Annotated in this window: 12 protein-coding genes; 6 read left to right on the top strand and 6 right to left on the bottom strand. The window is 54.8% G+C overall.

All coding sequences use genetic code 11. From position 1 onward, the window contains the following. Positions 1–61: 61 nt before the first annotated feature. The 4 genes from glgP (at position 62) to NQZ67_RS20935 (ending at position 6,927) form a co-directional block, all read left to right on the top strand. On the top strand, positions 62–2,254 hold the full coding sequence (gene glgP, locus NQZ67_RS20950; protein ID WP_257449703.1) for an alpha-glucan family phosphorylase: 2,193 nt from the start codon (positions 62–64) through the stop codon (positions 2,252–2,254). A 147-nt stretch (positions 2,255–2,401) separates the two neighbouring features. Further along, positions 2,402–4,150: an alpha-glycosidase gene (locus NQZ67_RS20945; RefSeq protein ID WP_257449700.1), complete on the top strand. Its 1,749-nt coding sequence runs from the start codon at positions 2,402–2,404 to the stop codon at positions 4,148–4,150. A 116-nt stretch (positions 4,151–4,266) separates the two neighbouring features. Beyond that, entirely contained in the window at positions 4,267–5,508 is a 1,242-nt protein-coding gene (locus NQZ67_RS20940) for a sugar phosphate nucleotidyltransferase (RefSeq protein WP_257449698.1), read from the top strand. A 231-nt stretch (positions 5,509–5,739) separates the two neighbouring features. Then, on the top strand, positions 5,740–6,927 hold the full coding sequence (locus NQZ67_RS20935) for a patatin-like phospholipase family protein (RefSeq protein WP_257449696.1): 1,188 nt from the start codon (positions 5,740–5,742) through the stop codon (positions 6,925–6,927). Between the two features lie 349 nt (positions 6,928–7,276). On the opposite strand, the gene NQZ67_RS20930 is transcribed toward NQZ67_RS20935, so the two are convergent. The 4 genes from NQZ67_RS20930 to NQZ67_RS20915 all read right to left on the bottom strand — a co-directional run bounded on the left by NQZ67_RS20930 (position 7,277) and on the right by NQZ67_RS20915 (position 11,107). After that, entirely contained in the window at positions 7,277–7,672 is a 396-nt protein-coding gene (locus NQZ67_RS20930) for a (R)-mandelonitrile lyase (protein WP_257449693.1), read from the bottom strand. Between the two features lie 59 nt (positions 7,673–7,731). Then, complete coding sequence (locus NQZ67_RS20925; RefSeq protein WP_257449691.1) at positions 7,732–8,907, bottom strand: MFS transporter; 1,176 nt, start codon at positions 8,905–8,907, stop codon at positions 7,732–7,734. Between the two features lie 208 nt (positions 8,908–9,115). Further along, positions 9,116–9,664, bottom strand: a complete 549-nt coding sequence (locus NQZ67_RS20920) for a hypothetical protein (protein ID WP_257449689.1) — start codon at positions 9,662–9,664, stop codon at positions 9,116–9,118. A 51-nt stretch (positions 9,665–9,715) separates the two neighbouring features. After that, the gene (locus NQZ67_RS20915) at positions 9,716–11,107 is read right to left on the bottom strand and encodes an MFS transporter (RefSeq protein ID WP_257449687.1); all 1,392 of its coding nucleotides are present in this window, start codon (positions 11,105–11,107) and stop codon (positions 9,716–9,718) included. A gap of 116 nt (positions 11,108–11,223) precedes the next feature. Here NQZ67_RS20915 and NQZ67_RS20910 point away from each other — a divergent pair, with 116 nt between their 5' ends. Both NQZ67_RS20910 and NQZ67_RS20905 read left to right on the top strand, forming a co-directional pair. Then, entirely contained in the window at positions 11,224–12,120 is an 897-nt protein-coding gene (locus NQZ67_RS20910; protein ID WP_257449685.1) for a LysR family transcriptional regulator, read from the top strand. Positions 12,121–12,141: 21 nt separating this feature from the next. Beyond that, positions 12,142–12,567 (top strand): DUF488 domain-containing protein, encoded by a 426-nt coding sequence (locus NQZ67_RS20905; protein WP_257449683.1) that lies wholly within the window; start codon positions 12,142–12,144, stop codon positions 12,565–12,567. A gap of 71 nt (positions 12,568–12,638) precedes the next feature. On the opposite strand, the gene NQZ67_RS20900 is transcribed toward NQZ67_RS20905, so the two are convergent. Beyond that, a complete protein-coding gene (locus tag NQZ67_RS20900) occupies positions 12,639–13,190 on the bottom strand; it encodes a flavodoxin family protein (protein WP_257449680.1) in 552 nt (183 codons plus the stop codon). Between the two features lie 54 nt (positions 13,191–13,244). Then, positions 13,245–14,501 (bottom strand): ATP-grasp domain-containing protein, encoded by a 1,257-nt coding sequence (locus tag NQZ67_RS20895; protein WP_257449678.1) that lies wholly within the window; start codon positions 14,499–14,501, stop codon positions 13,245–13,247. Positions 14,502–14,505 lie beyond the last annotated feature (4 nt).

Here is a 14,505-nt window from a genome sequence, read left to right as displayed (position 1 = left end):
GGCATCAAGTCAGTCGCTTACATGGCAGAAGCGCAATAATTCGCGAAAATGAGGTGGGATCATGCCAAAAGGCGGTGTAGCTTATTTCTCGGCAGAATTCGGGCTTGACGAATCCTTGCCAATTTATTCGGGCGGCCTTGGCGTATTGGCAGGCGATCATATTAAGGCGGCCGCAGATCTGAATATTCCGCTTACGGGCGTAGGCCTATTTTATAGTAAAGGGTATTTCCAACAAAGAATCGACGAAGACGGCGCGCAGCAGCAGCTTTATCCCCCTATCGACCCGGATGCGAGCATCTACCCTGTTCAGCTTGTGAGGGATGCCGAAGAGAAGCCGCTCGTCATCGAAGTGACGATAGACGGCAGGCAAGTATATGCGAAAGCATGGTCCGTGCAGGTGGGCTCGGTTACGCTCTACCTGCTCAATACCGACGTGGATTCGAACAGCGGCGAGGATCGCCGGTTGACCGACACGCTCTATCCGAGCGATCCGAATGTACGGATCAGCCAGGAGATTCTCCTCGGAATCGGCGGCGCCAGACTGCTTGCCGCGCTGGGCATTCAGCCGGACGTCTGGCATATGAATGAAGGCCACTCCGCGTTCCTGGCGCTTGAGCGCATCCGCACGCTTTCCGCGGAAGGCGTGCCGTTCGAGACGGCGCTCGAAGCCGTCAAGGCGAGTACCGTTTTTACCACGCACACTCCGGTTCCGGCCGGGCACGACGTCTTCCCCATCGACCTCATAGACCGTTATTTCTCCCACTATTACTGGCAGCTCGGGACGGACAGGGAACGGATTCTGTCGCTTGGCCGGGTGGACGGCGCGTTCAACATGACGCGGCTTGCGGTCAGCACGTCTTCGAAGGTGAACGGGGTGAGCAAGCTGCACGGCGAGGTCACGCAGGACCTCTTCCACCGCTGGATGCCGTATATACCGAGGCAAGACATTCCCGTAGATTCGGTCACGAACGGCGTTCATATCGGGACGTGGCTGGCTGACGGGATGAAGAGGCTGTTCGACCGGCATCTCCCGTCCGGCTGGGCCGTCCGCACGCAAGAGCGGGACGTATGGTCTTCGGTTCGGGATATCCCGGCCGCCGAGCTGTGGGAGGAGCATCAGAGGGCGAAATCCGAGATGGTTCGCGAGCTGGACCTGCCGATTGATATGTCCGGCGACGGGCCTTTGATCATCGGTTTCGCGAGGCGGTTCGCGACTTATAAGCGGGCGCTGCTCATCTTCCGCGACCTGGAGCGGCTCGCGCGCATTGTTGGCGATCCGCAGCGCCCGGTCTGCCTTGTGTTCGCCGGCAAGGCGCATCCTGCGGATGGACCAGGCAAGGAGCTCATTCAAAAAATCGTGGAGCTATCCCGGGAGGAGCGGTTCAAAGACCGCGTGCACATCGTGGAGAACTATGCGATGGATAAGGCGAAAAAGCTCGTTCAAGGCGTTGACGTCTGGCTGAACACGCCGGTTAAGCCCATGGAAGCCAGCGGCACAAGCGGGCAAAAGGCGGCCATGAACGGCGTGCTCAACTGCAGCGTGCTGGACGGATGGTGGGTGGAAGGCTACAACGGGCGGAACGGCTGGGCCATCGAAGGCGCGACGGACACCTCCGCCGACCTGCAAGAGCAGCAGGACAGCGACACCCTCTACCGCCTGCTCGAAGAAGAAATTGTTCCGTTGTTCTACAAGCGGGGCGAGCGCTCGTTCCCGATGGAATGGACCAATAGGATGAAGGAATCGATCTGCTCGCTTGCGCCCGTCTATAATACCCACAGAATGGTAAGCGATTACTGGAACAACATTTACGTACCGGCAACCGCAAGGGGAAGACGGTTCGTCGCGGATCAGTTCGAGGTCGCTTCTAGAGTGGCCGCCTACAAGCAATTCATCCGCGGCCATTGGTCTGCCGTCCATGTCAGGAAGGTGGATATTCTGGATGACCATAGCAGCAGGATCGGCCTGAACAAGGTCGCCTTCCGCGCGGAAATCGAGCTCGGCGTGATCTGGCACAAGGACGTTCGCGTGGAGGCCGTCGGCTCCGACGGCCGTCGCGGCATCTGGAAGGCGAAGCTGGATCCCGTACAGCAGCTGGCCAAGGGGCTGTACGTCTATGAGGGCGTTGCGCCGAGCGTCCCGATCGACATTTGGAAGGCTAACGTCAACGTGCGCGTCACGCCGGTCAGCCCGGATTTTGCGAGCGATTTCGAGATGGAGCTTGCCGCTTGGGGAGGCGTTCCTTGCCCGTCTTAATCCGTTATTCTATATAACACGTCAGAGACAGCCGGGAATTTACCTGGCTGTTTCTTTTGCGATCTCCATATCCACTGTTTAATCACAGTGGAAACTAGGGTACTCCATCAATAAAGCCATTACGATGAGTACAAAGGAGATGACCCCATGCAATTAGAGAGCATCTACCATTCCCCGAGCCACAGATGGGCGTATGCTTACGATCCCGATACCTTCCACCTGCGACTAAGAACCAAACGCGACGATGTCGAGCGAGTAATTGCCGTTGCGGGAGATAAATACGACTGGGAGCATCATTGCCAAGAAATCGAAATGGACCATATCGCGACGGATAGCCTGCATGATTACTGGGAGGCCGTCATCCGGCCGGAATTCAAGCGGTTCAGCTACGGCTTCCGCCTGCACAGCGGCGAGGAGACGGTCTGGCTGACCGAAGACGGCTTCTCCTCCGAGCAGCCTGCCCCGGCAGCCGGGTATTTCGAAGGGCATTACATCCATGCCGTCGATCTATTCGACGCCCCGGAATGGGCCAAGGAAGCCGTTTTCTATCAGATCATTCCCGATCGTTTCGAGAATGGGGACCGCTCCAATGATCCTGATGGCACGTTGCCATGGGGAGAGAAGCCGGAAGGCGATTCTTTTTTCGGAGGAGATCTACAAGGCATCATGAACCGCATCGGCCACTTGAACGAGCTGGGCGTCAACGCCGTTTACCTTACTCCGGTCTTCCGCTCCCCCTCGAACCATAAATACGACACCATTGATTACCGCGAGGTGGATCCGCAGTTCGGGGACAAGGAGATATTGAAGAAGCTGGTCCAGATGTGCCATGACCATGGCATACGCGTCATTCTGGACGCCGTATTCAATCATGCGAGCGAGCGGTTCCAACCTTTCCAGGATGTCCTGGAGAAAGGCGAGCAGTCGGAATACAAGGACTGGTTCCATCTGGGTCAATTCCCTGTCGAGGTACGGGACGGCGTGCCGAATTACGATACGTTTGGCTTCTATGGCCATATGCCAAAGCTGAATACGGCTAATCCGGACGTCAAGCGGTATTTGATCGGTACCGCCGTTCATTGGATGAAGGAGACCGGAATCGACGGCTGGCGGCTCGATGTCGCCAATGAAGTGGATCACTGCTTCTGGCGCGATTTCCGAAGAGCGGTCAAGAAGGCGAACAAGGATGCGTTTATCGTAGGCGAGGTATGGAGCGATTCGCTGCGCTGGCTGCTCGGCGACCAGTTCGATTCGGTGATGAACTATCCATGGACGGAGCTGGTGCTAAGCTTTTTCGCCGATCGGACGATCTCGCCGGCCCAATTCTCGGACCGGATGAGCAAGCTTCTGATGCGGTATCCGCAACAAACGAATGAAACGCTGTTTAACCTGTTGTCGAGTCATGACATTCCGCGCGCGATGACCCGCTGCGATGGCGACATCGGGCGGCTGAAGCAAGCCGTCGTCTATCAGATGACGACCATGGGCCTGCCTTGCGTGTATTACGGCGATGAGTTCGGCATGGACGGCGGCGATGACCCTGACTGCCGCAAATGTATGGTCTGGGACGAGGACTCGCAGAACCGTGACCTCTTCTCCTTCTACAAGATGCTTATCTCTCTTAGGAAAGAGCATGCCGTCCTGCGCGGCGGCCGGTTCCGCATATTGTCGGCTGAGACGGACGGCGGCTCCCTCATTTACGAACGGATGGACGGCAACGAGCATTTTACCGTATGGATGAACCGTTCGGATGAGCATGTGGAGCTGTCGCATCCCATGATAGCCGGCGGATGGCGCGACGCGTTAACCGGCGAGCGGATGGACAACCCGGACGGCCGGCTGGCAATCGGGCTTGAGCCGAACGGATTCCGAATCGCATGGCGTCAGATCGAATAATACGAAAATAACGACGCGGATGATGTTTCAAATGAGGGAAATAACGTGTAACTACATGCTAACAAGGCTAATCGGCGAGAGCTGCCTGCCAATAAGAAGATCTGGAGGAAAAGCCAATGACTCAAATGGATTGCATCGCCATGCTGCTTGCGGGCGGCGAGGGCAGACGACTCGCGCCGCTAACCGCTTCGCATGCAAAACCCGTCGTCACGTTCGGGGGACGGTATCGCATGATTGATTTTCCGCTTAGCAACTGTCTAAACTCGGGAATTCGCAGGATTGGCGTATTGACCCAATATTGCGCCGACACGGTTCACCGCCATATCGGCGATGGAAGCGCATGGCTTCACGCCATCCCATCCAAGCATCTTGGCGGAATCGAGATGCTGCCGGCTTCCGAGCATTCTCCGGATGGCTGCTACGCAGGAACAGCGGATGCGATATTTCGCAATCTCTCCTTCATCGAACAGCATAATCCGCAGCATGTGCTCCTATTGTCCGGCGATCACATTTATCAAATGGACTACCGTCCGATGCTGGAGGCGCATATTCGCAGCGGCGCAGCCGCTACGATCGCGGTGAAACGGGTACCCTGGCATGAAGCAAGCCGTTTCGGCATCCTGCATGCCAACGATGACCGCAGCATAGTCGAATTCGAAGAGAAACCGGCCCGCCCAAGAAGCAATCTGGCTTCCATGGGCATCTATATATTTCGCACGGACAAACTTAAGGAAGTGTTGGCGCAGGATGCAGCCGACCCGGCTTCCAGCCACGATTTCGGCAAAGATATTATAACGAAGCTGCTGAAGGAAGGCTCCCGCCTGACCGCGTATCCTTACGAAGGATACTGGCGGGACGTTGGCACTGTTGACAGCTTGTGGGAGGGCCACATGGATCTGCTCGACGGCACTCTCCGCCTATCCGAGCCCCGTTGGCCGTTGTATTCGGGAGTAATGCCGACTGCCGTCCGCCAAGCCTGCCGGAGCGGCGCCATCCGCCCTGACTGTATCTTCGATAAGGATTGCCGGATGGAGGGCAGCGCGCAGCGCTCGATTATCGGCGCCGGTTCGTATGTCGGCAGAGGAAGTCTGGTCTCCGAGAGCGTCATTATGCCTGGCGCGAGGATTGGCCGTCATGTCCGCGTTCACAAAGCGATAATCGGCGAGAACGCCATCATCGAGGATGGAGCCGTCATTGGCGCCCCGCAGGCTGACCGTATTGCAGTCGTTGGGCCGGGTGAGCATGTCATAGCGGAGCGCAGAACGGCGTCCCCGGGCCGCGATTCGATTGCGGCATGGCTGTCAGGCGCCGAGCGCCGCGATCGCGAACGGCATGCAGGCAAAGCGTCCAGCTATTAGTGCGTTACGATAAGGGAAATTGAAAAATGGTCAATCGGCCGCCGCGCTTGGGTTCGCTATGAACGCCGCCAAGCTATGGCGGCCGCTTTGCGTCTTTGCGCCTGCCATATTGTACGCCCGGTTTGACCGTGCTTATAATAGACTTAGCTATCCTTCAAGGAATATTGACTTGACGACTCCACTTGAAAGCTAATAATGACAAAACGAGTAATAAAGGAGGACCGGGGACACGTGACAGCAACGAATACAGGCAAGCTGGCGCTCGCGCTTGAGGGGGGCGGCGCCAAGGGCGCTTATCATATGGGTGTGGCGAAGGCCTACCGGGAGGCCGGCCATACCTTTGACGCCATCGCCGGCACCTCGATCGGCGCCCTGAACGGTGCCGTCATCGCGCAAGGGGACTTCGAGCTCGGGTATCAGGTGTGGGAACAGCTGGACGCCCGTTCGATCTTCGATTTGAGCGACGAAGAATACCGCTTGCTCATGCGGCGGAAGCTCGATACGGCCGCCTTGCGGCACTTGGCCGCCCGCACGAAGAGGCTGATCGCGGACAGAGGCATGGATACTCGGAAGATGCGCCTGCTGATCGAATCCCTCGTCGATGAAAGCCGGCTGCGCGCTGCCGCCGCGGACTTCGGCCTCGTGACGGTCTCCTTGACCGATCGGGCGCCGCTCGAGCTCTATAAGGAGGATATTCCGCAGGGCCGCATGGTGGACTATCTGATGGCAAGCGCCTCTTACCCCGGCTTTCAGACGACGTTCATTGACGATAAAGCGTTCATCGACGGCGGGCTGTACGACAATTGTCCGATCAACATGCTCGCCCTCAAAGGCTATAAGAACATTGTCGCGGTCCGAACGTTCAGCTTCGGCGTGACGCGTAAAATCCGCTATTCCGACCTCAAGATTACGACGATCTCGCCCTCCGAGCCGCTGGGCGGCACGATGAGCTTTAACCCCGAAGCGATACGCCGCAGCATGAGCATGGGTTATTACGACGCGATTAGGCTGCTGAGGAGCTTGCAAGGCCGCTATTACTGCATTGATATGGACGGCTTAACCGAAGAAGCCTGCGACGAGCTGCTGGCTTCGCTTCCCGATGCCAAGCTGCTTGCGATCGGGCGCATGCTCGGCGCAAACGGTATTCCTGCACGGGAGCTGTGGAGCAGGGTCATCGTGCCAAAGCTGTCCGGCAGCATGCGCCTCGGGGCCGACGCCTCCTCCATCACCTTCATCGTCCGTCTGACGGAGGCGCTGGCCTCAGCCAAAGGGATGGATAGATTCGCCGTCTACCGCTTTCCCGATTGGGCACGCTCCGCCATCAACGGCCCCCTGAAGAACGTCCAAGGACTCGGCTACCGACAATTGGAGCTCTGCATGGCGGCTCAGCGCATTTTGGAGGGCATACGGTTGGGATGATGAAAGAGACGCCTGCTTCCCAAGGAAACAAGCGTCGGATTATTTCGCATCGCAGGCTTAGTTTAGAATCGTCGGTTAGGATCGGATAACCAACTGACTTCTTCGCAAGCATCCGTGTATTCTTCTATATTTTCAAAAAAGCATATGCTGGATGGCGGAACGCTGCTTGACATATACTCGTACACCATCACGGCTCCGCTCTCGAGTCTCCATGCCGTATGAACGCGTTTGACTTTTTTGTCATGGAGCATATGCTCGTCGCTTATTTCCCTAATGACTAGTTTATTGCACAGTTCTATCTCCGGAGAGAGGATTAACGGGTTCATATCTCGTTCCCCTTTCTTGTATGTCAGGCTTTGTATTGATCGTCGCTGACTTTCTCCAGCCAATCGACCGCCTTGCCGTGAAGTCGCTCTTGGATCGCAATGTGAGTCATAGCCGTCGTCGGAGATGCTCCATGCCAATGCTTCTCCCCTGGCGGGAACCATACGATATCTCCGGGATGAATCTCCTCAATCGGACCTCCCCAGCGTTGAACCCGTCCGCTGCCTGCGGTTACAATTAGCGTCTGACCCAGCGGATGGGTATGCCATGCCGTCCGTGCGCTAGGCTCGAACGTTACGCTCGCTCCTGCCGCGCGTGCTGGTTCAGGCGCCTCAAACAGAGGGTCAATTCGAACCGTTCCTGTAAAATAGTCGGACGGTCCCTTTCCGGAAGGTTGAGAGCCGATTCTTTTGATATCCATATACATGACCTCCATTTTATTGATTGTCTATCTTCCCGATGTCGACGACAATGTTATCTTTATTGACCGGCTAACCGCCGAGCGGGAGCAACCATGTAATGTCTCAGCAAAATCGTGACCATGCCGACTATCACAGAAAGCACTCCTACCCATAAAACGTATGGCGTGCCCATCTGGGATATAAACAACCCGCCTATGGCTGCTCCCACCGTCGTTCCCACATTGCAGGCCGATATAAATAATCCATTGGCGAAATCGGGCGCTTCTGGCGCCGAAGAAGCAATCAGATATTGATTAATATTCGCCATGATTCCTCCTGCCAGTATGCCCCAGAAGACCGTCGTTACAGCCATGGGCACGGCGAATGGTCCCGTGAAGAACAACACGATGTAGACGGCGGCCAACAACAAAGGAAACGCGATGACGGATTGGGCGGCGCTGCGGGCAAGCAGCCTTCCCGCGACGATATTTCCGATCATATTGGCTCCGCCGAAAAGAAATAACGTTAAACTTATCGTATTGGGCGACATATGGGTGACGGTCCTCAAATACTCGGAAATATAGCTATACACTCCGAATACGGACGAGTTTAATAAAATGACGGTCACGATGGATATCCATAACATGGGTTTCTTCAAGACGGAAAACTGCATGCCGTAAGAAAGTCTTTCCTGCACGGGCATGGAAGACACAAAGAACAATGTCGCTATGAATACAAGGACATTTACGACGCCGAAGAAGGCCATCGCCATCTCGTAAGACACGGCGCTGTCGATAAAGCTTGCGATCGGCACGCCGGCTACCATGCCGGCCGACACGCCGATAAACACCTTGGAGACGGCTTTCGGAGCCTCTTCCTCGCTTACCGAGGAAGCCGCTACCGTAAACGCCAAAGAGCAATAAATGGGATGGAAGAGCGCCGGTATGATACGGGCAATCAACAGGACGGTAAAGTTCGTTGTAAGGAGGGACACGATGTTGCCTGCAACGAAAACCGCCAGCACGAGCAGCATGACCTTCTTGCGGTCTAAACCCGAGAACAATAGAGGCATGATCGGGCCGGAAACCGCGATGCCTAAGGCGAACACGCTCACCAGAAGTCCGGCCTCGGTGACGCTGACTTCAAACCGTTCGGCAAGGGAAGGCAATAAACCGATAACCCCCATTTCGGTATTCAGAATACCGAAAACGCCTACGGTTAATATAAAAATCAATAAATAATTTCGTTTACCCAAAATGAACAACTCCTGTCCTCCAATGAAAAGCATTCGTTTAAACAACTTTTGTCTAATATTATAGGTGGAAGACTCTCACATTCAATGGTTAAAAGAAGGCGGATTGTTCATATCTCAACACCGGCCAACCGAATTGTTAATTATCTCTGAAAATAATAAAACGCGAAAAACCCGATTCCGTTATAGAATCGGGTTCTCTTGTTTGATCTTATTCCCAATAAAATGGCCCATAGTCCTCCGCGTCCGGCCAGTCCCACACATATTCGCCTCCGGTCCCTTCCAGCCTCTTCAGCATCCGATCCAAATAATCGGGCTTGAAGTTGTTGAACGAACCCGAGTACGTCCCGAGATTAATCCGGTTTTCGTTCAGGTCGTAAATGCGGATTGCCATCATCTCCGGGGCGTCCAAGCGGACTTGGACTAACTGCTTGTCGAGCAGCTCTTCCAATTTCATTTGTTCATAATCGCTGTATTGTTGGTTTTGGCTGATGATCGCCTGGTGGACAGTAGGGTTTAACGTAATGTAATCGGTAATTCTGTACATATCGTTCACTCTGGAATCCAGCCGGGCCAGCACTTGTTCCGTGGTCAAGAAGTATTGACGGCTCACTTCGTCGTTGAAGAGGGACAGGTGGATCCGATACGTTATAAATCCGGTGATGCAAGCAATGACCAAGTTGGCCAACGACAACGCGATAATCAGCTTGGTGCTGAACTTGAATATTTTATGAAACGGGCGCCGCTTCTCGTTCTCCATTCGTCCCCTCCCTCTCACCCGACCAACTATAATATAGCATACTATTAAAAATCAAAAGCTCCCCCTTTCCAATTGTTCGGAGACGCTGAATCTCAGACTCATGATGACCAGCGCCAAAGCAACGAGGGCGAGCAGCGCGCCAAGCAGCTGAAATCCCGCAAAGCTGAACGTTCCTCCCATCATGATTCCTGTCAATAATGAGGATAAAATCGTGCCCAGATACCGCGACGTATTGAAGAGTCCGGAAGCGACGCCTATCATTTCTTTCGGCGAGCTCTTGAACAATGCCGCCTGCATGCCGACGGCGTTCAGCCCGTTGCCGATCCCGTATGCCGCGAGCGCCAAGCACACATGAATGACCGGCGACGATTCTTTCAAGACTACGAGCCACGCCGAGCCTATCATCATCAAGATGGCGGACACCGCCATGGCGGGCTTAGGTCCCGCTCGGTCGACCCATTTGCCTGCAAGGGGTGACGCGATAAGCGAGCTCGCGCCTAAGGTCAGCATCAGGATACCGGTTTGAAGCTCGCTGACATGACGCACGATCTGCAAGTAGGAAGGAATCCCGAAGAATAGCGAATAGAAAAGAAAATTAACCAGCATGAACTGAACGTTGACCAAGGACATGGCCGGATATTGTCTGAATGCGCGGAGCGGAATGAACGGCGACGCCGATCTTAATTCGTGTCGTATGAATGCTCCCAGCGCCGCGAGGCCGATCACCACGGCCATCCCATTCCGTAACGAGACATGACCCGAAGAGCTGACCGACAGCAAGCCGGAGAGCAGGGCAACCAGACTCACCGTGAACAATAGAATCCCCAAGGCATCAATCATGGTCAACCAGCTCCGAATGGATGAGTGGCCAGCTCCGGAAGCGGCCGGTGCGTCCTTTGGAATCATTCGCCAGGCGAGCAGGAAGCTTACCGCCACGAAAGGAAGATTGACCATAAAGATTGCCGGCCAATCCCACCACTTCAGCAAAACTCCGCCGGCAAAAGGACCGATGGCCGCCGCTCCGGACAGGAAGATCGACAGGACGGACAATGCCGTCGCTTGTTTCTCCGTAATATGATAACGGACTAGGGCCATCCCCACCGCCATCATCATGCTTGTCCCTATCGACTGCACGACGCGCGACGCGATGAGGCAACCGAAATGGGGCGAGAAGGGAGCCAGCAGCGAAGCGAAAAAAGAAATCACGAGTCCGGCGAGAAATATTTTTCTTCGCCCGAACAAATCGCTCATCTTGCCCATGACGGGCTGCGCGATCGCGCTTGCGATGTAGAAGGAGAAAATAAGCCAAGAAACGGTCGTATACTCCAGTCCAAACACATGCTGCATTCTTGCGATTGCGACCGCGATCATCGATGAATTTAACGGATTTAACAGTATTCCCAGGCCAACGGCTAGCATTAGCCATCTGCTTCTAGCGCTCATGGCAGCATCCCCTTGCTTTCTTTTAACGCTATCTTACTTGGAAAGCATGCATTTACTCCAACGCATTTCAAGGTATGATATCATGTATGCAAAGGAATGAATGGAGGCTGTTTGGAATGGAGCTGCTTCAGCTGCAATATTTTCTCACGGTAGCCCGCTTGGAGCACATGACCGAGGCCGCGCGGGAGCTGCACGTTACGCAATCCTCGCTTAGCCGGACGATTCAGCGCCTAGAGGAGAATGTAGGCGTCCCTCTCTTTAATCGAACGGGCCGTAACCTGCGATTAAACGAGTTCGGCGAGCGCTTCCTACGCCGTGCGGAGAGAGCTTTGTTCGAGCTGGAGCAGGGGCGGCAGGAGATCCTTGATTTGGCCGGCCCGGAGCAAGGCACGCTCGAGCTGGCGGTCACGACCGCCAGTACGCTGCCCGGTATCCTTCGCGCGTATCAGAGGAAGCGGAACCATATGCAGATACACGTGCAAATGTTAAACTTGCAAGAAATGGTCGCTCTCCTGCATCGGGGAGATGTCGATTTCTGCTTATCGTCCCCGCCCGTCCATGAAGAGGACATCGAATGCCGAATCGTATGCGTTGACCCGATCCAGGTAGCCGTTCCAAGCGGACACCGGCTGGCGCAACGAACCCGCGTGTCGTTGCCGGAGCTCAGGGAAGAGCGGTTCGTCGGGGTGAAGAGCGGCTACGGGATCCGCGATACCGTGGACGCGGCCTGCAAATCGGCCGGCTTCGAGCCCTATTACGTATACGAGGGCGATGAACCCGCGAGATTAAGCGCGCTCGTGGAAGCCGAAGTCGGACTCGCCTTTATGCCGAGCACTGCGAGAGAGGATAGAGCGCCGATCCGCTTTCTCGAGATCGAGGGCCATACGATAGAGAGGGAGATCGCGCTGTTATGGCACAAAAGCCGATACCTTACGCGGAGTGCTTTGGAATTTCGAGAGGTCGTCGTAGACTATTTCGAGGGGCTGTCCAAGCAGAGTGCGCAGCAAAACTAAACGCATATGGGGGGATTCATCATGAAGCAGCCCGGGCAATTATTCACCTCTAACCCTGCCGGTCTCAAAAAGCTCAATGTTGATGCCGCTATCCTGCTTATTACGAGAGCAGGTCCCGAATTAACCCAAGTGGAAATCGTCAGAGATCTGGCCCCCTCCCCCGGACTTTTCCAAGCCCTGCTAAGCATGCGGAAGGATAGCGACGATTTCGATTGGTGGCCGGAATTCGAGGAGAAATTCAAGCTTGAACTGAAGTCCAACTTGAAGCTTCAAGCGCTCCGGGAGGTATATAAGCGATTGCGTAGCGGCGAAAACGTGGTTTTGGTCTGCTTTTGCAAGGATCATCGCTATTGTCACCGAAGGCTTGTCGGACAGTTTTTTGATGAATATGGGTTTACAGCCACGGAACTTAATCCGATTACGGTTGAACAAATGACGCTGTTTTAGCGGACGGATCAATCGACCAGCACAAAAAACCGATCCCTGAACCTAATCAGGAATCGGTTTTTCTGCGATTGTCAGCCGTTAACCGATGCCGAGCGCCACTTGCTCCGAATTTGCTCCACAGCGGCCAAAGAAGCCTTATCCTCCAGGATCTCGCCCGGCCGATTCGCTTTGCCCAGAATGTAGCCTTCAAATCTCGTGCCCGTAAATTCGAAAATATATTGGAATTGCTGGACTAGCGGTATCCCCTTAAGGTGAGGCTCGTCGTCGCCGACGCCGATCACCCAGGCCGATTTTTCGGAAAATTTCTCAAGAAACCCGTCTTTGTCTTCCCTTAGCGACTGGGACCAACGATCAATGAAGGTCTTCGTAAGCCCGGATGATCCATACCAATAGATGGGCGTTGCGAACACAAGGACATCCTGCGCCAGCACTCGTTCGATGACCGAACGGTAATCGTCTTCGGGATACGGTTCTTTATCAGCATGCCGATAATCCTTGATCGGCTCGATCCTGTAATCGGCCAGAAAAATATGATCGGCTTCAAACCCTTCCGTTAACAGCCTAGCTAACTGTTCCGAATTCCCTTTTTTTCTCGAGCTCCCGTAAATAACGGCTATTCCCATATGCTAGTGCCCATCCTCTTCTTATTGAAATTGTTCAAAGCGGCCCCTCTTTCGCTATGCAATCTCTACCGTTTGGTTCCGGTAAACGACTTTCAACCCGTCAAGCAACGAAAGCGCCAATCGTTTGGCTTCTTGCGGCGTATCGCTTGCTACGATGAAATAAGCAAGCCGGTCATCCGAGCTTTTCGCCTGGAACACTTGATCGCCGGGTACCGCCGAGACATGCGCGCGTACGACAGCCGGATGCTGGGGCAGCAGCTCGAAGCCTTCAATTCGTTCGAGCACGCCGTCACGTTCCGCGGTGACGTAAGCGATCGATGCCGCCCGAATATGCTTCTTCCCGATCGAGACCGGATGGTCGAGATAATAGTTGACGGTCGCTTCGAAAATATCGACCCCGAAAGCCAGCACCAGCAGATCCGAAGAAATGTTATCTCCGCCGGGTCTGCCGTTCACTTCGATAATGCGGGGACCGGACGGCGTAAGCTTTACCTCGACATGGCTCGGTCCGTTCGTTAACCCGATCGCTTTGAGCGCATCGACAGCCGTTCGGATTATATCTTCCTGGCGGTCGGTATGAGACGGGGATGGCAGCGTATGGAGCGTTTCCACGAAATAGGGCAAAGGCGTCGTCAGTTTTTCGGTGACGGCAGCGAATAATGGCTCGCCGCTCTGCAAAAACAACTCCACGCTGAATTCCGGTCCCTGCAAATATTGTTCGATCAAGTATTCTTCTCGCACCTTGAAATCCATATACGTCACTTTGAAAGCGTCAATGTCGTCCATGGCTTTGCGCAGCTCCGCCTCGTCGTGAATAAAATAGACGTTTTGGCTGCTGGCGCAATTGGTCGGCTTCAGGACGACCGGATACCCGATCTCTTCGGCCGCAGCGGCCGCTTCCTCGAACGTTTTTACTTTGCGGAATTTCGCGCTCGGCACGCCGTGTTCGGCGTAGGCCTCTCTCGCCAAATCCTTGTTCCGCGATTTTAGCGCCGCCTCGTACGGCACGCTCCGCAGGCCAAGCCGCTCCGCGACCTTCGCCGTCAAGTGGGATGCGTAGTCCGTTGCCGGAATTAGCGCATCCAGTTTGCCCGCATAGGGCGATTCTGCTATCGCCTGATAGAGCGAATCCTCGTCTCGTATATCCGCAACGATTAAATCGTGGTAGATGCCTTCATACCCGTATTTTTTCGGATTGTCCTTGGACGACACGATCGAAATGACCCGATGCCCCTGTTCGTAGGCTGCTCTGGCGAAGCTGACGCCGTAAAAGCTCGGCTCGACAAACGCAACCGTTTTGACTGTTGACATGTTA

The sequence above is a fragment of the Paenibacillus soyae genome (assembly GCF_024623455.1).
Lineage (GTDB): Bacteria > Bacillota > Bacilli > Paenibacillales > Paenibacillaceae > Pristimantibacillus > Pristimantibacillus soyae.
The sequence above is the reverse complement of the archived record's forward strand: the minus strand, read 5'-3'. Positions and strand labels throughout refer to the sequence as shown.